The 18,012-nt window shown below is 66.7% G+C and carries 17 protein-coding genes and 1 pseudogene; 7 read left to right on the forward strand and 11 right to left on the reverse strand.

The genetic code is table 11. From position 1 onward, the window contains the following. Positions 1–325 precede the first annotated feature (325 nt). Positions 326–1,111: a glycine zipper 2TM domain-containing protein gene (locus QZ609_RS14450; protein WP_295496002.1), complete on the forward strand. Its 786-nt coding sequence runs from the start codon at positions 326–328 to the stop codon at positions 1,109–1,111. Positions 1,112–1,185: 74 nt separating this feature from the next. Here the strand turns inward: QZ609_RS14450 and iscX are convergent, their stop codons facing one another. The 9 genes from iscX to iscR form a co-directional block, all read right to left on the reverse strand. After that, positions 1,186–1,380 carry a Fe-S cluster assembly protein IscX gene (gene iscX / locus QZ609_RS14455; RefSeq protein ID WP_295496005.1) on the reverse strand — a complete coding sequence of 65 codons (195 nt, stop codon included), beginning with the start codon at positions 1,378–1,380 and terminating at the stop codon, positions 1,186–1,188. Between the two features lie 33 nt (positions 1,381–1,413). After that, the gene (gene fdx, locus QZ609_RS14460) at positions 1,414–1,752 is read right to left on the reverse strand and encodes an ISC system 2Fe-2S type ferredoxin (protein WP_295496007.1); all 339 of its coding nucleotides are present in this window, start codon (positions 1,750–1,752) and stop codon (positions 1,414–1,416) included. Between the two features lie 44 nt (positions 1,753–1,796). Continuing rightward, positions 1,797–3,662, reverse strand: coding sequence for a Fe-S protein assembly chaperone HscA (gene hscA, locus QZ609_RS14465; RefSeq protein WP_295496009.1), 1,866 nt, complete (start codon positions 3,660–3,662; stop codon positions 1,797–1,799). A gap of 69 nt (positions 3,663–3,731) precedes the next feature. Further along, complete coding sequence (gene hscB, locus QZ609_RS14470) at positions 3,732–4,262, reverse strand: Fe-S protein assembly co-chaperone HscB (protein WP_295496012.1); 531 nt, start codon at positions 4,260–4,262, stop codon at positions 3,732–3,734. A gap of 34 nt (positions 4,263–4,296) precedes the next feature. Next, complete coding sequence (locus tag QZ609_RS14475) at positions 4,297–4,497, reverse strand: DUF3565 domain-containing protein (RefSeq protein WP_039596264.1); 201 nt, start codon at positions 4,495–4,497, stop codon at positions 4,297–4,299. A gap of 10 nt (positions 4,498–4,507) precedes the next feature. Next, a complete protein-coding gene (gene iscA / locus QZ609_RS14480) occupies positions 4,508–4,828 on the reverse strand; it encodes an iron-sulfur cluster assembly protein IscA (protein WP_295496018.1) in 321 nt (106 codons plus the stop codon). Positions 4,829–4,854: 26 nt separating this feature from the next. Next, positions 4,855–5,256 carry a Fe-S cluster assembly scaffold IscU gene (iscU, locus tag QZ609_RS14485; protein ID WP_295496021.1) on the reverse strand — a complete coding sequence of 134 codons (402 nt, stop codon included), beginning with the start codon at positions 5,254–5,256 and terminating at the stop codon, positions 4,855–4,857. A 61-nt stretch (positions 5,257–5,317) separates the two neighbouring features. Beyond that, a complete protein-coding gene (locus QZ609_RS14490; RefSeq protein ID WP_295496023.1) occupies positions 5,318–6,535 on the reverse strand; it encodes an IscS subfamily cysteine desulfurase in 1,218 nt (405 codons plus the stop codon). 75 nt (positions 6,536–6,610) lie between these two features. Then, on the reverse strand, positions 6,611–7,192 hold the full coding sequence (gene iscR, locus QZ609_RS14495) for a Fe-S cluster assembly transcriptional regulator IscR (protein ID WP_295496026.1): 582 nt from the start codon (positions 7,190–7,192) through the stop codon (positions 6,611–6,613). A 404-nt stretch (positions 7,193–7,596) separates the two neighbouring features. Here iscR and QZ609_RS14500 point away from each other — a divergent pair, with 404 nt between their 5' ends. The 5 genes from QZ609_RS14500 to rbsK are packed head-to-tail and all read left to right on the forward strand — an operon-like array spanning position 7,597 to position 13,213. Beyond that, a complete protein-coding gene (locus QZ609_RS14500) occupies positions 7,597–8,568 on the forward strand; it encodes a sugar ABC transporter substrate-binding protein (protein ID WP_295496029.1) in 972 nt (323 codons plus the stop codon). Between the two features lie 34 nt (positions 8,569–8,602). Further along, positions 8,603–10,171, forward strand: coding sequence for a sugar ABC transporter ATP-binding protein (locus tag QZ609_RS14505; protein WP_295496032.1), 1,569 nt, complete (start codon positions 8,603–8,605; stop codon positions 10,169–10,171). Next, a complete protein-coding gene (locus QZ609_RS14510; RefSeq protein WP_295496035.1) occupies positions 10,161–11,171 on the forward strand; it encodes an ABC transporter permease in 1,011 nt (336 codons plus the stop codon). The genes QZ609_RS14505 and QZ609_RS14510 overlap by 11 nt, the downstream gene beginning before the upstream one ends. A 26-nt stretch (positions 11,172–11,197) precedes the next feature. Continuing rightward, entirely contained in the window at positions 11,198–12,241 is a 1,044-nt protein-coding gene (locus tag QZ609_RS14515) for a LacI family DNA-binding transcriptional regulator (protein WP_295496038.1), read from the forward strand. Between the two features lie 27 nt (positions 12,242–12,268). Further along, on the forward strand, positions 12,269–13,213 hold the full coding sequence (gene rbsK / locus QZ609_RS14520; protein ID WP_295496041.1) for a ribokinase: 945 nt from the start codon (positions 12,269–12,271) through the stop codon (positions 13,211–13,213). A gap of 6 nt (positions 13,214–13,219) precedes the next feature. Here the strand turns inward: rbsK and QZ609_RS14525 are convergent, their stop codons facing one another. Together QZ609_RS14525 and uvrB are read right to left on the reverse strand one after the other, a co-directional pair. After that, positions 13,220–15,304 carry a recombinase gene (locus QZ609_RS14525; RefSeq protein ID WP_295496044.1) on the reverse strand — a complete coding sequence of 695 codons (2,085 nt, stop codon included), beginning with the start codon at positions 15,302–15,304 and terminating at the stop codon, positions 13,220–13,222. Positions 15,305–15,493: 189 nt separating this feature from the next. After that, positions 15,494–17,584 (reverse strand): excinuclease ABC subunit UvrB, encoded by a 2,091-nt coding sequence (uvrB, locus tag QZ609_RS14530; protein ID WP_295496047.1) that lies wholly within the window; start codon positions 17,582–17,584, stop codon positions 15,494–15,496. A 298-nt stretch (positions 17,585–17,882) separates the two neighbouring features. Here uvrB and QZ609_RS14535 point away from each other — a divergent pair. Next, positions 17,883–18,012 (forward strand): annotated as a pseudogene (locus tag QZ609_RS14535) (aromatic amino acid aminotransferase); the annotation flags it as partial.

Below are 18,012 nucleotides of genomic sequence, written 5' to 3' on the forward strand. Positions count from 1 at the left end.
GCCCGAACATCCGCGACGTGATCCTCTTCCCGCACCTGCGCCGCGAAGACTGATCCGGCCCTGCCGCTGCAAGCTGCGAGAGCGCCCCTTCGGGGGCGTTTTTTATTGCCTGCGCGGGTGAGATACGCGCGCAAATCGCGCTCCTACCCCGCTATTTGTAACATCACCGCGCCCTCACAGTATGTATAACAATTGTGTAAACGATTGATTTTCAAAGGGAAATTGGCGCTACAGATGCTTACAAATTAAAACGGCATCCAATCGGGCGATCGACCAAACTTTCTCCATCGAAAGGCCGAATCCTTCAACGGCCGCAGGGAGAACGATGATGAACAACACGCAACCGAACACCCAGGGTCAACAACAATACGCAGGCACGTCGCCGGGCCAAGTGCCGTCGTCGCGCCGCATGCATCCACTGGTCGCCACGGCGGCTGTCGCGGTGATCATCGCCAGCCTGACGGCGGTGGCCGCCATCACCGGCGTGCTTCCGATCTCGAAGGCCACGCAGGGCAGCACCGATCCGAATGTCGCCGCGCAATCGTCGACCGCGCCGTCGGCCTCGGCACCGCTGGCGCTCGCTGCGCCGGGCCAGACGACGTCACCGAACCAGGCCGCGCCTAATCAAGCCATGCCGAACCAGGCAGCCCCGGCCTATCCGGCGCAGCCGAACGAGGCACGTCGTCCGGTGCATCGCCCGGCCCCGTCGTATGCAGAACGCAACCCGCCGTCGGCCAACCCCGACTATGCACAAACGCAGCCGCGCCCGGCCGCCAGCCCGTACGCAGGTCAGGTGACCGCCATCACACCGATCACCACGCAACAAGGCAAGGAAACCGGTGTGGGCATCGTCGGCGGTGCGGTGGTGGGTGGCCTGCTGGGCAACCAGATCGGCAACGGCAATGGCCGTACGCTGGCGACCGTGGCCGGCGCATTGGGCGGCGGTTATGCGGGTCATGAAGCCGAGAACTACTATCACCGCAACACCGAGTACCGCGTGACGGTGCGCATGGACAACGGCGCCACGCGTAGCTTCAACTACAAGGCCGCGCCGGGCTTCCAGGTGGGCGACCGCGTGCACGTGGAGAACGGCGGCCTGGTGGCTGGCTGATCGGTCAGTATCACCGGCAACAAAAAACCGGCCTTCGGGCCGGTTTTTTTCATGCGCGTAACGCCGCAAGCAGATCATTCCGCTTCGTCGATCCACGCCTGTTGGATCGCTTCGAGGAATTTCTCGCCACCGCGCTTGTGGTCGTCGTCAAAGCCGTCCAGGTCGACCACCCTGTTGTGCAGGTCGACGAAGTTGAGCTTGGTCGGATCCACGTCCGGGAATTTGTCGTACAGCGCTTCAGCGATCTGCTGGATGTCGTTCCACTTCATGTGTTGGGCTCCTCGTGCCGCCGGCCGCGTGGCTCAGTGGCCTTCCTTGGCGTGGTTGATGGTGTACTTGGGGATCTCGATGGTCAGGTCATCGTCCGCCACCTTGGCCTGGCACGACAGGCGCGAGTTCGGCTCCAGGCCCCAGGCCTTGTCGAGCAGGTCTTCTTCCTTCTCGGTGGCCTCGTCCAGCGAGTTGAAGCCCTCGCGCACGATCACATGGCAGGTGGTGCAGGCGCACGACTTCTCGCACGCGTGCTCGATCGCGATGTCCGAACCCAGCAGCGCATCGCAGATGCTCGTGCCGGTCTTGGCTTCGATCACGGCCCCGTCCGGGCAGTACTCGACGTGAGGAAGGACGACGATTTGTGGCATGAAAAACTCGTTCGATGAATGTGTTTTGGGGACGCGGCCAGCGATCAGCCGAGCTCCTCGATGCGTTTGCCGGCCAGCGCCGTGCGGATGCTGCGGTCCATGCGGCGCGCGGCGAAGTCGTCGGTGCCATGCGAGAGCGCGTCGACGGCATCCTTGATGGCGTGGTGGTCCTCGCCCTGGATGGTGGCGCGCAGCGCGGCCATCTCGGTATCGATGGCGGCACGCTCTTCGGGCGACAGCAGATCGCCGTCGGCCTGCAGTGCCTGCGTGAGCGCTTCGAGCAGGCGTTCGCCCTCGACACGCTCCTCGGCCAACGCGCGGCGGCGCATGTCGTCCTCGGCAGACTGGAAACCTTCCTGCAGCATGCGCGCGATGTCGTCATCGCCCAGGCCGTAGGACGGCTTGACGGTGATGGACGCTTCCACGCCCGACACGGTCTCGCGTGCGGCCACCGACAGCAGGCCATCGGCATCCACCTGATAGGTCACGCGGATGCGCGCCGCGCCCGCCACCATCGGCGGGATGCCGCGCAGCTCGAAGCGCGCCAGCGAGCGGCAATCGCTCGCCAGTTCGCGCTCGCCCTGCAGCACGTGGATCGCCATGGCAGTCTGGCCATCCTTGAAAGTGGTGAACTCCTGCGCACGCGCCACGGGGATCGTGCTGTTGCGCGGGATGATCTTCTCGACCAGGCCGCCCATCGTTTCCACGCCCAGCGACAGCGGGATCACGTCGAGCAGCAGCCAGTCCTCGCCCGGTGCGCGGTTGCCGGCCAGCAGGTTGGCCTGCATGGCCGCGCCGATGGCGACCACCTGGTCCGGGTCCAGATTGGTCAGCGGCGTCTGGCCGAAGAGCTGCGCCACGGCGCGGCGGATGATCGGCATGCGCGTCGCGCCGCCCACCAGCACCACACCCTTCACGTCGTCCACCGTCACGCCAGCATCGCGCAGCGCGCGGCGCACCGGCGCCAGCGTCTTCTGCACGAGGGTGGTGGTCAGCTCGGCAAACGTGTCGGCGGTCAGCACGAGGTGCACGGTCTCGCCGGTGGAGAGCATCGCGTCAATCTCGGTGCTGTCGGCGGTCGACAGCCATTCCTTGGCCGCGCGCGCCTTGTTCAGCAGCAGGCGCGTGTCTGCGGCCGACAGCGGCTGCAGACCGGCTTGCTCGACGATCCAGCAGACGATGCGCTGGTCGAAATCGTCGCCGCCGAGGGCGGAATCGCCGCCAGTCGACATGACTTCGAACACGCCCTTGGTGAGCTTGAGCACGGAGATGTCGAACGTGCCGCCGCCCAGGTCGTAGACCGCGTAGACGCCCTCGGCCGCGTTGTCCAGGCCGTAGGCAATGGCCGCGGCGGTCGGCTCGTTCAGCAGGCGCAGCACGTTCAGGCCGGCCAGCTTGGCCGCATCCTTCGTCGCTTGCCGCTGCGCATCGTCAAAGTACGCCGGCACGGTGATGACGGCACCGACCAGCTCGTCGCCGAGCGTGTCTTCGGCGCGCTGGCGCAGCGTGGCGAGAATCTCGGCCGACACTTCCACCGGGCTCTTCACGCCGGCCACGGTCTTCAACTGCACCATGCCGGGCGCATTGACAAAGTCGTACGGCGTGTTCTCGATGTGGGCGACGTCCTTCAGGCCGCGGCCCATGAAGCGCTTGACCGAGATGATGGTGTTCTTGGGGTCGCGCACGGCCTCGGCCTGCGCCTTGTAGCCGATGTGGGCGCCGCCTGCAGCGAGGTAGCGCACCACCGACGGCAGCAGCGGGCGGCCTTGATCATCCGGCAGCACTTCCGGCACGCTGCTGCGCACGGACGCCACCAGCGAGTTGGTCGTGCCCAGGTCGATCCCCACCGCCAGACGGCGCTGGTGCGGTGCGGGCGATTCGCCGGGTTCGGAAATCTGCAGTAATGCCATGGAATGTCTCGTTGCGCGGGTGGGGCTGCCGGCCTTGGCCAACCCGGGATTGTCGCAAAATCTTGTGGTCTAGTCGTCCAGCCGGTCGATGGCCTCGGCGGTGTCGTGTTCGATCTTCTCGATGAACATCAACTGGCGTACGGCGTCGGCAGCAGCCGCGTCGTTGCCGCTGCCATTCAGCAGGCCGGCCAGCGCCTGGTAGCGCGCACGCTTTTCCTTGCGCAGCATGCCGAGCAACGCGTCCAGCGCAGCGACGTCGCGTTCGGCCTTGGCATCGCCCAATGCTTCGCGCCACTCCAGTTGCTGCATCAGGAAGGCGGGCGGCATGGCCGTGTTGTTCTCGGCCTGCACATCAATGCCGCGCAGGTGCAGCAGATACGTCGCCCGCTTGAGCGGGTTGCGCAGCGTCTGATACGCCTCATTGGCGCGCGTGGCCCATTGCATGGCGACGCGGCGCTCGGCGTCACTGGCGTGCGCGTAGCGGTCCGGGTGCGCCTGCGATTGCACGGTGCGGTACGCCGCGTTCAGTGCGTCGTCGTCGACCTCGAAGTGCTCGGGCAGGCCGAATAGGGAGTAGTGCGTATCGCCAGCGGAATTCATGAATAAAAAAAGCGGCCGCGCCGCCTTGGTGTTGCTACTCGACCGGCTCTCCCCGGTCGCACTTCAGGCACTCCACCACCACGCCGATCTTGCTGGCGCGCCCTGCCTCGGTCTCGGTCCAGGGCCGTTGCTGCCAGGGCGGATCGTGGCGCATGTGCTGCCCATGTCCGCAGGCGAGACGGGCGACCCAGTGGCCTTCCTCGTCTCGCTCGAAACCAACGATCGCCTGCTTCAAGCTGCCCCGCTTATACGCGGAACGACTCGCCGCAGCCGCACTCGTCCTTCACGTTCGGGTTGTTGAAGCGGAAGCCTTCGTTCAGCCCTTCGCGTGCGTAGTCCAGTTCGGTGCCGTCGATGTACGGCAGGCTCTTCGGATCGACGATCACCTTGACGCCGTTCGATTCGAACACCTCGTCTTCGGCGGCGACCTCATCCGCGTATTCGAGCTTGTATGCCAGGCCCGAGCAACCGGTCGTCTTCACGCCTACGCGCAGGCCCACGCCCTTGCCACGGCGGGCGAGGTAGCGGGAGACATGCTGCGCGGCCTTGTCGGTCAGGGTGATCATGCTGCGTCCTTCCTCTCGATCTGGCTTCAGGCAGCCTTCTGCTCGGCAGCGCCGTGCTTGTCCTTGTAGTCGGCCACGGCCGCCTTGATGGCGTCTTCGGCCAGGATCGAGCAGTGGATCTTCACCGGCGGCAGGGCCAGTTCTTCGGCGATGGCCGTGTTGCGGATCTCCAGCGCCTGATCCAGCGTCTTGCCCTTCACCCATTCCGTCACCAGCGACGACGAGGCGATGGCCGAGCCGCAGCCGTAGGTCTTGAACTTTGCGTCTTCGATCACGCCCTGCTCGTTGACCTTGATCTGCAGCTTCATCACGTCGCCGCAGGCCGGCGCGCCGACCATACCGGTACCGACCGTGCCGTCGCCCTTCTCGAAGGAGCCGACGTTGCGGGGGTTTTCGTAGTGATCCAGAACCTTGTTGCTGTAAGACATTTCACACCTCTTTCAATCGTTGGCTGGCGCGGGGGCGCCGTTGTTTCTCAAACGCCGCGCCTTAGTGCGCCGCCCATTGAATGCTGTTCAGGTCCACGCCGTCCTTGTACATCTCCCACAGCGGGGACAGGTCGCGCAGCTTGTCGATCTTGCTCTTGAGCAGTTCGATCACGTAATCGACTTCTTCTTCGGTGGTGAAGCGGCCGACCGTGAAGCGGATCGAGCTGTGGGCCAACTCGTCGTTGCGGCCGAGCGCGCGCAGCACATACGACGGCTCCAACGAGGCCGACGTGCAGGCCGAGCCCGACGACACGGCGACATCCTTGATCGCCATGATCAGCGACTCGCCTTCCACAAAGTTGAAGCTGATGTTCAGGTTGTGCGGCACACGGTGTTCCATGTCGCCGTTCACGTACACCTCTTCCATGGTGTTCAGGCCGCGGTACAGGCGATCGCGCAGCATGCGGATGCGCTCGTTCTCGGTGGCCATCTCTTCCTGCGCGATGCGGAAGGCTTCGCCCATGCCGACGATCTGGTGCGTGGCCAGCGTGCCCGAACGCATGCCGCGCTCGTGGCCGCCGCCGTGCATCTGCGCTTCGATGCGGATACGCGGCTTGCGACGCACGTACAGCGCGCCGATGCCCTTCGGGCCGTAGGTCTTGTGCGCGGAGAACGACATCAAGTCGACCTTCAGCTTCTGCAGGTCGATCACCACCTTGCCCGTAGCCTGTGCGGCATCGACGTGGAAGATCACGCCCTTCTCACGGCAGATCTCGCCCAATTGCTCGATGTCTTGGATGACGCCGATCTCGTTGTTGACCATCATCACCGACGCCAGAATGGTGTCCGGGCGAATGGCTTGCTTGAAGACGTCGATATCGATCAGGCCGTTGTCCTTCACGTCCAGATACGTCACTTCAAAGCCCTGGCGCTCCAGCTCACGCGTCGTATCCAGCACAGCCTTGTGCTCGGTCTTGACGGTGATGATGTGCTTGCCCTTGCTGCTGTAGAAGTTGGCCGCGCCCTTGATCGCCAGGTTGTCGGATTCGGTCGCGCCCGAGGTCCAGACGATTTCGCGCGGGTCCGCATTCACCAGCGCGGCGACTTGTTCACGCGCGGTCTCCACGGCCTTCTCAGCTTCCCAGCCGAACGGATGGCTGCGCGAGGCCGGGTTGCCGAAGCTCTCGCGCAGGTACGGGATCATCTTGTCGACCACGCGCGGATCCACCGGCGTCGTCGCGGAATAGTCCATGTAGATGGGAAGATGCAGGGTGCTCATTGTCTTGTCTGCCTTGTGTGGGGGGCGATGTTCTGTGTGGACCGGCTTCTGTGGCCGGGCCTTAGGCCGTCGCGATCATGATTGCGCCAGGCTGAAAACGGAGTTGACCAGCGGCGCACGCTTGACCGGCTCGGCTGCCACCGATGTGGTGGCCGGCGAATCGACGGACCGGGCGCGGGCCGGCGTACGCTCGCGGCGGGCCGGACGTGCATCGCGCAGGTCTTGCAGCACTTCGGGCTGACGCTCGCGCTGCTGGTCGACCAGGTTCTGCAGCGACACCGAATCGAGGTACTCGACCATCTTCTGGTTGAGCGTCGCCCACAGGTCGTGCGTCATGCAGCGGCCGGTGTGCTCCTCGCCGCCGCAATTGCCCTTGCCGCCGCACTGGGTGGCGTCCAGCGGCTCGTCCACGGCGATGATGATGTCGGCAACAGTGACGTCATCAGCACGGCGCGCGAGGCTGTAGCCGCCGCCCGGGCCGCGCACGCTTTCCACGATCTCGTGGCGGCGCAGTTTGCCGAACAGCTGCTCGAGGTACGACAGCGAAATCTTCTGCCGCTGGCTGATGCCAGCCAGCGTGACCGGACCCTGCTCCTGGCGCAGCGCCAAGTCAATCATGGCGGTGACCGCAAAGCGGCCTTTGGTGGTCAATCTCATGGCGTCGGGGAAATACCTGATCGTTTTGCTCAAGTATAAAGGAACCCGACAAAATCAGTCAACTAAGGTGTCGGGAAAATTCCGCGTCGCAGCAAGGGACTTTCCTGGCGCCCGCGCGGGCGCATGGCGTCGCGGAAGGCCGTATTGTGGCGCAAAACAATCAACCACGTCGGATAGGGGTATCGCGCCCGATACTTTCGCCCGCAGCACCGTCGCCCGCTCGCGCCTACGCGGGTTTGTCCTTATGCGCCGCACAACCCAAATCCATTGACTTTTGTTACGCGGCGCACGAGACTCATGGATACGCAAACGTTTGCGAACGATACGGCGCGATTGCCTTTTGAGGGCAACGACGGCCGTACCCACCCCAGCCACCCCAGACAGGCACTCCTAGAGGAGACATCATGGATCGAAGCCGTCGCCGCGCCCTCCAATTGGGCGCAGGCTCTGCCGTAGCCCTTGCATTGCCCCTTCCGCTGCTCTTCTCATCCTCGCTGGCACGGGCCGCCAACCAGCCGCCCAAGGTCGCGCTGGTGATGAAGTCGCTCGCCAACGAGTTCTTCCTCACGATGGAGAACGGTGCGCGCGCGCACCAGAAGGAACACGCCGCCGAATACTCGCTGCTGGCCAACGGCATCCGCGACGAGACGGATACCAGCGGCCAGATCCGCCTGGTCGAGCAGATGATCGTGGCGCGTGTCGATGCGCTGGTGCTGGCACCCGCCGATTCGAAGGCGCTGGTGCCGGTGGTCAAGAAGGCGGTCGACGCCGGCATCCTGGTGGTCAACATCGACAACCGCCTGGACCCGGATGCGCTCAAGGAAAAAGGCCTGAACGTCCCATTCGTCGGCCCGGACAACCGCAAGGGCGCGCGCCTGGTGGGCGATTTCGTTGCCAAGTCGCTCAAGCCGGGTGATGCGGTCGGCATCATCGAGGGCATCCCGACCACCACCAACGCGCAACTGCGCACCGCCGGCTTCAAGGATGCCGCCGAGGCCGCCAAGCTGAAGATCGTGAGCGTGCAGTCTGGCGAGTGGGAGATCGACAAGGGCAACAAGGTGGCCGCGGCCATGCTGCGCGCCCAGCCCGAACTCAAAGCCCTGCTGTGCGGCAACGACAACATGGCGATCGGCGCGGTCTCGGCCGTGCGCGCAGCCGGCAAGTTGGGCAAGGTGCTGATCGGCGGCTACGACAACATCGCCGCCATCAAGGCCATGCTGGCCGATGGCCGCGTGTTGGCCACGGCAGACCAACATGCCGACCAGCAGGCCGTCTTCGGCATCCAGACCGCGCTCAAGGCGCTGGCCGCCAAGACCCCGCAGGCGCAGTTGGGCGGGGTGGTGGAGACGCCGGTCAACCTCGTCACGCGCGCCTAGTCGGGCCCGCCAGCCGCCGCCAGCCCCGCCCGACATGACCGCCGCCTACGAACCGCGCACGCCGCTGCTGCGTGCGTCGACCCTCAGCAAGCACTACGCCGCGCCCGTGCTGCGTGACGTCGATCTCGACGTCTACGCGGGCGAGGTGCTGGCGCTGACCGGCGAGAACGGCGCGGGCAAGAGCACGCTCTCCAAGATCCTGTGCGGACTGGTGACGGCGACCTCCGGTTCGATGTCGCTGGGCGGGCAGCTCTACGCGCCCGCCTCGCGCGCCGAGGCCGAAGGCGCGGGCGTGCGCATGGTGCTGCAGGAACTGAGCATGGTGCCGACGCTGTCGGTGGCGGAAAACCTGTTCCTCGGCAACCTGCCACGCCGCCTGGGCTGGATTGACCGCCCGACGCTGCGCCGCCAGGCCGAACAGGCCCTGGCGCGCGTGGGCCTTGATCTGGACCCGTGGACGCCCGTGCACACCCTCGGCGTCGGCCACCAGCAGATGATCGAGATCGCCCGCGCGCTGGCCAGCGCCTGCCGCATGCTGATCCTCGACGAGCCGACCGCCATGCTCAGCGCGCATGAGAGCGCGACGCTGTTCGAGCGCATCGACGCGCTGCGCCGCGATGGCGTGGCCGTCATCTATATCTCGCACCGGTTGGATGAACTCGCGCGCATTGCCGACCGCATCGTCGTGCTGCGCGACGGCAAGCTCATCACCGACGCGCCGGCCGCCACCGTCACCCAGGACGCGCTGATCCAGGCGATGGTCGGGCGCGAGGTGGCCACCGCCGAAGGCGAGCGCGCCGCACGCGAACCGTGGCCAGGCGACGGCTCGCCCGCCCTGCGCGTGACCGGCCTCACGCGCCGGCCGGCAGTGGACGACGTGTCGTTTGCCGTGGCACCGGGCGAGATCTTTGGCATCGCCGGGCTGGTCGGCGCGGGGCGCACCGAACTGCTGCGGCTGATCTTCGGCGCGGATCGCGCGGTGGCCGGCACCGTCGAGGCCGGCACGCCGCTGGCGCCGGTGCGCATCCACTCGCCGGGCGATGCGGTGCGCCACGGCATCAGCCTGCTCACCGAAGACCGCAAGGACGAAGGCCTGCTGCTGCCGCTGCCGATCGGCACCAACATCGCCCTGGGCAACATGCCGGCCGTGACACGGCGCGGCTGGCTGCAGCCGGCACGCGAGCGAGCGCTGGCGCAGCAGCACATCCAGGCCCTGCGCATCCGCTGTGAGGGCGCCGACCAGCCTGTCGGCGAGCTCTCGGGCGGCAACCAGCAGAAGGTGGCCATCGCCCGCTGGCTGGAGCGCGACACGCCCGTGCTGCTGTTCGACGAGCCCACGCGCGGCGTGGACGTGGGCGCCAAATTCGACATCTACGCCCTGCTCGACGCCCTGGCCGCGCGCGGCAAGGCACTGGTGGTGGTCTCCAGCGACCTGCGCGAGCTGATGCAGGTGTGCGACCGCATCGGCGTAATGCGCGCGGGGCGCCTGACCCGCATCTTCCAACGCGACGGCTGGAGCCAGGATGCCCTGCTCGCCGCCGCCTTCGGCGACTCCGCTCCGCCGGCCCCCACGACTTCAACGGAGACCGCCGATGCGCTCTGATTCCGCCCTGCCGCCCTCTTCTGACGCACCGGCCAAGACCGGCGCGCGCGCCATGCTGGGCATGTCGCTCGGCACCGTGGGCGGGCTGCTGGCGGCGCTCGCGGCCATGCTGGTGCTGTTCGGCGTGCTGTCCGACACCTTCTTCACGCTGCCCACCTTCACCACGCTGGCCAACGAGATTCCCGACCTGCTGGTGATGGCGGTGGGCATGACCTTCGTGCTGATGATCGGCGGCATCGACCTGTCGGTGGGCTCGGTGCTGGCGCTGGCGGCCTCCACGCTGTCGATCGCCATGACCAAGCTGGGCTGGGGCGTGCTGCCGGCGGCGGCTGCCGGTGTGCTGATTGCCGCGGCCACCGGCGCGCTCACGGGCGCGGTCACGGTGCACTGGGGCATCCCGTCGTTCATCGTCTCGCTGGGCGTGCTGGAAATGGCGCGCGGCCTCGCCTATAGCCTCACCGATTCGCGCACCGCCTACATCGGCAGCGCGGTCGACTGGTTCGCCAACCCGATCGCGCTGGGCATCGCGCCGTCGTTCCTGATCGCCATTGCGGTGACGGTGGTCGGCCAGATCGTGCTGGTGCGCACGGTGTTCGGCCGCTACCTGGTGGCCATCGGCACCAATGAGGAGGCGGTGCGGCTGGCGGGCGTCAACCCGCGCCCGTACAAGATCGCGGTGTTCGCGCTGATGGGCTTGCTGTCCGGGCTGGCCGCGCTGTTCCAGGTGTCGCGCCTGGAAGCGGCAGACCCGAACGCCGGTGTCGGCATGGAGCTGCAGGTGATCGCCGCGGTGGTGATCGGCGGCACCAGCCTGATGGGCGGGCGCGGCTCGGTGGCGCGCACACTGTTCGGCGTGCTGATCATCTCGGTGCTGGAGGCCGGCCTGGCGCAGATCGGGGCGAGCGAGCCCACCAAACGCATCATCACCGGCGCGGTCATCGTGGCGGCCGTGGTAATGGATACCTACCGCACGCGGCGTAACCGCGTGCGCGCGCATTAAAACCAAAGAGACTGGAGGAAATCGACATGGCAACCATCAAGGACGTCGCAGCATTGGCCGGGGTGTCATTCACCACCGTCTCGCATGTCATCAACAACACGCGGCCGGTCAACTCGGAAACGCGCAAGCGCGTGGAAGAGGCCATCCGCGCCACCCGCTACGTGCCCAGCGCCGTGGCGCGCTCGCTCAAACACCGCACCACGCGCACCATCGGCGTGCTGGTGCCGACCGCCACCAACCCGTACTTTGCCGAGCTGGCACGCGGCATCGAGGATGTGTGCGCCGCCGCCGGCTACAGCGTCATCCTGTGCAATTCCGACGACGACCCGCGCAAGCAGCGCGACTACCTGCGCGTGCTGATGGAAAAGCGCGTGGACGGCATCATCGTCAGCAGCGCCGGGCCGGACCACGCGCTGATCGAAGCGCTGGGCGAATCCGCCCTGCCCGTGGTGATGGTCGACCGCCCCACCGAGGGCATCCAGGCCGACCAGGTGCAGGTCGACCATGAGCAAGGCGCGTACATGGCGACCAAGCACCTGCTGGATCTGGGCCATCGGCGCGTCGCCTGCATCAGCGGGCCGTCCGCACTGAGCGTGACGGCCGGGCGGCTGGCCGGCTTCCACCGCGCGCTGCATGAGGCGGGCGTGCCGGAAGCCTCCGCCCGCGTGGCCGAGGGCGACTTCACCAGCCCCGGCGGCTATCAGGCCGCACGCGAGCTGCTGACCACCGGCGAGCGGCCCACCGCCATCTTCGCCAGCAACGACCTGATGGGCATCGGCGCGCTGCGGGCCGCGGCCGAACTGGGCATTCCGGTGCCCAAGGACCTGTCCGTGATCGGCTTCGACGACATCGAACTGAGCCGGTACGTGTATCCGGCACTGTCCACCGTCGGCCAGTCGATCCGCCAGTTGGGCGAAACCACCGCCTCGACCCTGCTCGAACACCTGAGCGATGCCGCCAAGCGCCATCCGGCAGTCGAAACGCCGCAGCCACGCCGCATCGTGCTGCCGCCGCGGCTATCGCTGCGCGAATCCACCGCCGAGCCCGCCCGCCCGGCCCGCGCTGCCTAAACTGAATTCAACCCTACGTAGTACACCATGGTGGCCAAGCGCCCTTCCCCCTCCATCGCTGCCGACGTGCTGGTTGTCGGCAGCCTCAACATGGATCTCGTGATCCGGACCCCGCGTTTGCCTCATCCCGGGCAAACGGTTGCGGCCCCTGCGCTGGAAACCATCCCCGGCGGCAAAGGCGCCAACCAGGCCGTGGCAGCCGCTCGTCTGGGCAGCCATGTCGCCATGCTCGGCTGCGTGGGCGATGATGCCCACGGCACCGCCCTGCGCGACGGCCTGCGACGCGAGGGCGTCGATACGTCGATGGTGTCGGTGCAGGCCGGCTCCACCACCGGTATCGCCTGCGTGACGGTGGCCGACAGCGGCCAGAACACCATCGTGATCGTGGCCGGCGCCAACCAGCTGCTGACCCCGGCGATGATCGACGCGCAAGAGGCCGCTTTTGCGCGCGCCAAGGTGATCGTTTGCCAGTTGGAATCGCCGCCGGATGCGGTGGAACGCGCGCTCTTGCTCGGGCAACGGCTGGGCAAGACCGTGATCCTGAATCCGGCGCCGGCACTCGGGCCATTGCCGACGCCCTGGCTGGCCGCGTGCGATTACCTGATCCCCAATGAAACCGAAGCCGCACTGCTGACAGCCCGCCCGGTCGACTCACCGCAGGCCGCGCTGGCCGCCGCCGCCGACCTGCATGCGCAGGGTGCCCGCCACGTGATCATCACGCTGGGCGCGCGCGGCATCGCCTATGTGGATGCCTACACGCAACTGCTGATGCCTGCCCACCCTGCCCAGGCCATCGACACCACCGCTGCCGGCGACACCTTTGTCGGCGCGCTGGCCACCGCGCTGGCGGAAGGCGCGGCACCGGCGGCAGCCATCCAGTTCGGGCAGGCTGCCGCGGCAGTGTCGGTCACGCGCCGGGGCGCGCAGCCGTCGATTCCCTTTCGCAGCGAGCTGGCGCCAGTGGCGCAGTAGCCGGGCTCAGGCCGGCGTCCTGGTCGTCGGTGGGGTCGGCTCGGTGGGCGCGCGCGGCACCAGCAGGCACAGCGGATCGCGCAAGATGCGGCGCCACACCGCGCCGGTGATGCGCTTGCGATCGAGCCCGCGCAGGTTGCGCGAGCGCATCGCCATGTTGAACGCCAGCATGAACGACACCAGCACGTTCAGCACGCCCATCAGCGCAATGCCGGCTGCGGCCAGCCAGAACGCTGCCGTGTGCATCACGCCCGGGCCAAGCACGCCCACCGCAGTGGCCACCGCACCGGTCGACAGCGTCACGTGGCGCACCTCCATGTGCGGCCCGAAGAACGACACGATCTCCGGCACCAGCCCCAGCATGAAGCCCAGCGACACGTTGGCGACGATGCCCGAGAGGTTGCGCTTCCAGAAATCGGCGATACGGCCGGCGCCGCGCACGCCCACCATGAAGCGCAGGCGACGGTGATAGGCGATCACGTCATGCACGTGGTGCAGCGCGAACCAGTTGTCGGCCCAGCCGGCAGCCAGGCTCGACGCCCACAGCAGCACGCCTGTGAAGATCGCGTACAGGGGCGTCGGCCCGAGGATAGAGAACGAGTCGATGGTCGCCACCGCCTTGGCCGGCGAGATCAGGTTGGCGTGGAAAAACCTCCCGGCCATCCACTGCACCACAAACGCCACCGGGGCCACCGCAACCAGATTGCCGGCAATGGCGGCGGCATTGGAGCGGATCATCGCCACCGTGTCATCGACAAAGCGGTCGAGCCCCTCGGGCCGGCTCACCTGGTCGAGCCGGTGCGCCAGCGCGGGCGCAGTCATGGCCGGCTGCTTGGTCGCCAGCGTGAAATGCGCGAAGTGGATGCCGAGAAAACTGACCGCGTAGTTGATCGACGCGAACAGCCCCTCGGTAAACTTGGTCAGGTGCGCGCCGGTGATGACGAACTTGATGTAGACCGTGGCCGCCGTGATGACACCGCCGCCGGCCGCCGCCTTGACCATCGCGCCATATTCCTTGCCGTCGCGCGTGATGTAGTGCTCGCCGGTCTCGGCGGAGCGCTCGACCACCTTGCGCGCCAGGTCGGCGAACGTGGAGCGGATCAGGTAGCCGACGCTGCGGCGGTGCTGGCTGGCGGACACCAGCTCGGCAGTCAGATGCACGAAGCGGCGCGAGGCACGCGCGTCAGCCCAGGCCGTGAGCAGCAAGTCGATGCGGCCAAGCCACGCCTTCATGCGCTCGACCTGGAACACCACCTCGACCGACACGCCGTTCTCGTCCAGATGCTGATAGACGCTGCCGGTAGCCGTGCGGCACAGATCCAGCAGCGCACGGAAGTAGTTCAGCTGCTGCAGGAAGCGCTCCGGCTCAAGCGGCGCCTCCTCCGGGCGCTCGAGGAAGATGGCGTTGGCCGCATCGGCCAGCTGGTAGAACGGCGACTCGGTCACCTCCGCGTGCCCCATGCGGGTGCGAATGGCGCGGGACAGGCCCGTTGCCCGCACCTGGCTCACCAGGATCTGGATGCTGACCGACAGGTTGCGCTCAAGCCGGTTCTTGCCGGCCGTCGCATCCGCCGGGTCCAGGCCGGTACGGAACAGTGCGCGCAGGCGCGTCACCGACTCGTCGTCCAGGCCGTCGATCCAGGCCGCATCGTGCTCACCGACGAACAGCAGGCTGAACAGCGCGGCCAGTTGCGGCTGGTTGGGCGCGGGCGGCAGAAAGCGCGCCTGCAGGCGGTCGACCAGCTCGCCCCAGAAGCCGGAGCGTGACGACAGGCCGGTATCGCACAACAGCGACACCGGATCGTTGTCCTGCACGATGGTGCGCAAGGTCTGCCCCACCCGCGCGGCCAGCGCCGGATTGTTCTCCAGCACCTGCAGCAGATAGCGCAAGCGGGCGTAAGGCCATGACTCCGACGACGCCCCCGCCGGCCGCTCGGCGCGGCGCAGCCAGTAGGCCAGCTCGATCAGCCATTCGTTGCGTTCAGCCAGGCTGCGCGTGGGCTCGAACTGGGCGAGGATGGCATCGAGTTGATGGCTGGCGTGCCTGGAGGCTCGCCACTTGCGCCACGGATTCAACAGAAAATCGAACATCGAACTCCCTTGATGAAGACACGTTCGCCCGACCGTTTCAAGCGGGCCGGTTGTTCTGCTTAACGTGTCGATGCCGTTCCCAGGCGACGCGCAGCGCCTGAGAATGGTCTGAAATTGTGTCAAGACGACCCGCCGCCAGCCTCAGGCGAGGCAGCGGTGGGTATCCGACCGGCGGAACGTCGGCGAGGTTCAGGCCGCCGGGACGATATGGTCTTCGCCGCTGGCCCCGAAGAGCTGCGACTTGAGCTTGGCGAGCTGGTCGCGCACGGCGGCCGCCTTCTCGAACTCGAGGTTCTTGGCGTGGTCGAGCATCTGCTTTTCCAGGCGCTTGATTTCCTTGGACGCCTGCTTCTCGCTCATGTCCTCGTACTTGGCAGCTTCCTGGGCGGCCTTCAGCTCGGCGCGCGCGTCGTCGACGTTGTACACGCCGTCGATGATGTCCTTGATGCGCTTGACCACGCCGCGCGGCGTGATGCCGTGGGCCTCGTTGTGCGCCATCTGCTTGGCGCGGCGGCGCTCGGTCTCGCCGATGGCCTTCTTCATCGATTCGGTGATGCGGTCGGCGTAGAGGATGGCCGTGCCGTTCACGTTCCGCGCGGCGCGGCCGATGGTCTGGATCAGCGAACGCTCGGCGCGCAGGAAGCCTTCCTTGTCGGCATCCAGGATCGCCACCAGCGACACCTCCGGAATGTCCAAGCCCTCGCGCAGCAGGTTGATGCCGACCAGCACGTCGAACGTGCCCAGGCGCAGGTCGCGGATGATCTCCACGCGCTCCACGGTGTCGATGTCCGAGTGCAGGTAGCGGACCCTGACACCGTTCTCCGAGAGGAACTCGGTCAGCTGCTCGGCCATGCGCTTGGTCAGCGTGGTAACAAGCACGCGCTCGCCGGCCTCGACGCGCAGGTGGATCTCCGAGAGCAGATCGTCGACCTGCGTGGTGGCCGGCCGCACGTGGATGACCGGGTCGACCAGGCCGGTCGGGCGCACCACCTGCTCCACCACCTCGGTGCCGGCGGTTTGCTTCTCGTAGTCGCCCGGCGTGGCCGAGACGAACGTCACCTGCCGCATCTTGGTCTGGAACTCGGCGAACTTGAGCGGCCGGTTGTCCAGCGCCGAGGGCAGCCGGAAGCCGTACGCGGACAGCGTTTCCTTGCGCGCGCGGTCGCCGTTATACATGCCGTTGAGCTGGCCGATCAGCACGTGCGACTCGTCCAGGAACATCAGCGCATCCGGCGGCAGGTAGTCGACCAGCGTCGGCGGCGGCTCACCCGGCTCGGCGCCCGACAGGTGCCGCGAGTAGTTCTCGATGCCCTTGCAGAAGCCCAGCTCCTGCAGCATTTCCAGGTCGAAGCGCGTGCGTTGCTCCAGGCGCTGCGCTTCCACCAGCTTGTTCTCGGCGTAGAAGAAATCCAGCCGCTCGCGCAGCTCGGCCTTGATGGTCTCGATGGCGCGCAGCACGGTCTCGCGCGGCGTCACGTAGTGGCTCGACGGATACACCGTGAAGCGCGGGATCTTCTGCCGCACGCGCCCGGTGAGCGGATCGAACAGCTGCAGCGATTCGACCTCGTCGTCGAACAGCTCCAGGCGCACGGCCATCTCGGCGTGTTCGGCGGGGAAGATGTCGACGGTGTCGCCGCGCACGCGGAAGGTGCCGCGCTGGAAGTCGGTCTCGTTGCGCGTGTACTGCATGGCGATCAGGCGCGCGATCACGTCGCGCTGACTGATCTTGTCGCCGGCGCGCAGTATCAGGATCATCTGGTGGTATTCGGTCGGATTGCCGATACCGTAGATGGCGGACACGGTGGCCACGATCACCACGTCGCGCCGCTCCAGCAGGCTCTTGGTGGCCGACAGCCGCATCTGCTCGATGTGCTCGTTGATCGACGAGTCCTTCTCGATGAAGAGATCGCGCTGCGGCACGTAGGCTTCCGGCTGGTAGTAGTCGTAGTACGAGACGAAGTACTCGACCGCGTTGCGCGGGAAGAACTCACGGAACTCCGAATACAGCTGCGCCGCCAGCGTCTTGTTGGGCGCGAACACAATGGCCGGGCGCCCCACCTGGGCGATCACGTTGGCCATGGTGAACGTCTTGCCCGAGCCCGTCACGCCCAGCAGGGTCTGGTAGGACAGGCCGTCGCCGATGTTCTCGACCAGTTGGCGGATGGCCTCGGGCTGGTCGCCGGCCGGCGGATACGGCTGGTACAGCTGGAATGGCGAGCCCTCGTACGTCACGAATTTCGATTCGTCATAGGGGCTGGGAACTTGGCTGAGATCGGTCATGGCGGCGTTGGGGGGATGGGCGCTACAGCTTGGCAAGTGACTCACCCATCCCAAACAGATGGGGTGGCAGCGGCGATCGCAACCAATCGTCTAGTGTAGCGCGCCGCCCAGGCCATCGTTTGTACTGGCCACCAGAGCACTTTTCGCCTCTGTTCCGCAAGGAATTTCGGCCGATTAGAGCCTGCATTCGGTACAATCGACCCCTGTGTCTGTCGCGCCGGGCGCCGGTCCCGGAGCCCGCGGCGCACTGCCCGGCTGCATCCCACCGAATTCCGAACCAACCGAACATCGAGACATCATGTCGCTTTTTTCCGCCGTCGAACTGGCCCCGCGCGACCCCATCCTGGGCCTGAATGAAGCCTTCAACGCCGACACCCGCAGCACCAAAGTGAATCTGGGCGTGGGCGTGTACTTCACCGACGAAGGGA

It is taken from the genome of uncultured Ralstonia sp. (genome assembly GCA_913056305.1).
Taxonomy (GTDB): Bacteria; Pseudomonadota; Gammaproteobacteria; order Burkholderiales; family Burkholderiaceae; genus Ralstonia.

Bases quoted from the DNA above. Each gene is read 5' to 3' on its own strand.
- iscR (WP_295496026.1), bottom strand. From the start codon at position 7,192: ATGAGATTGACCACCAAAGGCCGCTTTGCGGTCACCGCCATGATTGAC.
- iscA (WP_295496018.1), bottom strand. From the start codon at position 4,828: ATGATCACCCTGACCGACAAGGCCGCGCAGCATGTCTCCCGCTACCTC.
- QZ609_RS14500 (WP_295496029.1), top strand. From the start codon at position 7,597: ATGGATCGAAGCCGTCGCCGCGCCCTCCAATTGGGCGCAGGCTCTGCC.
- iscX (WP_295496005.1), bottom strand. From the start codon at position 1,380: ATGAAGTGGAACGACATCCAGCAGATCGCTGAAGCGCTGTACGACAAA.
- hscA (WP_295496009.1), bottom strand. From the start codon at position 3,662: ATGGCATTACTGCAGATTTCCGAACCCGGCGAATCGCCCGCACCGCAC.
- QZ609_RS14510 (WP_295496035.1), top strand. From the start codon at position 10,161: ATGCGCTCTGATTCCGCCCTGCCGCCCTCTTCTGACGCACCGGCCAAG.
- QZ609_RS14490 (WP_295496023.1), bottom strand. From the start codon at position 6,535: ATGAGCACCCTGCATCTTCCCATCTACATGGACTATTCCGCGACGACG.
- QZ609_RS14450 (WP_295496002.1), top strand. From the start codon at position 326: ATGATGAACAACACGCAACCGAACACCCAGGGTCAACAACAATACGCA.
- rbsK (WP_295496041.1), top strand. From the start codon at position 12,269: ATGGTGGCCAAGCGCCCTTCCCCCTCCATCGCTGCCGACGTGCTGGTT.
- QZ609_RS14505 (WP_295496032.1), top strand. From the start codon at position 8,603: ATGACCGCCGCCTACGAACCGCGCACGCCGCTGCTGCGTGCGTCGACC.
- QZ609_RS14515 (WP_295496038.1), top strand. From the start codon at position 11,198: ATGGCAACCATCAAGGACGTCGCAGCATTGGCCGGGGTGTCATTCACC.
- hscB (WP_295496012.1), bottom strand. From the start codon at position 4,262: ATGAATTCCGCTGGCGATACGCACTACTCCCTATTCGGCCTGCCCGAG.
- QZ609_RS14525 (WP_295496044.1), bottom strand. From the start codon at position 15,304: ATGTTCGATTTTCTGTTGAATCCGTGGCGCAAGTGGCGAGCCTCCAGG.
- fdx (WP_295496007.1), bottom strand. From the start codon at position 1,752: ATGCCACAAATCGTCGTCCTTCCTCACGTCGAGTACTGCCCGGACGGG.
- iscU (WP_295496021.1), bottom strand. From the start codon at position 5,256: ATGTCTTACAGCAACAAGGTTCTGGATCACTACGAAAACCCCCGCAAC.
- uvrB (WP_295496047.1), bottom strand. From the start codon at position 17,584: ATGACCGATCTCAGCCAAGTTCCCAGCCCCTATGACGAATCGAAATTC.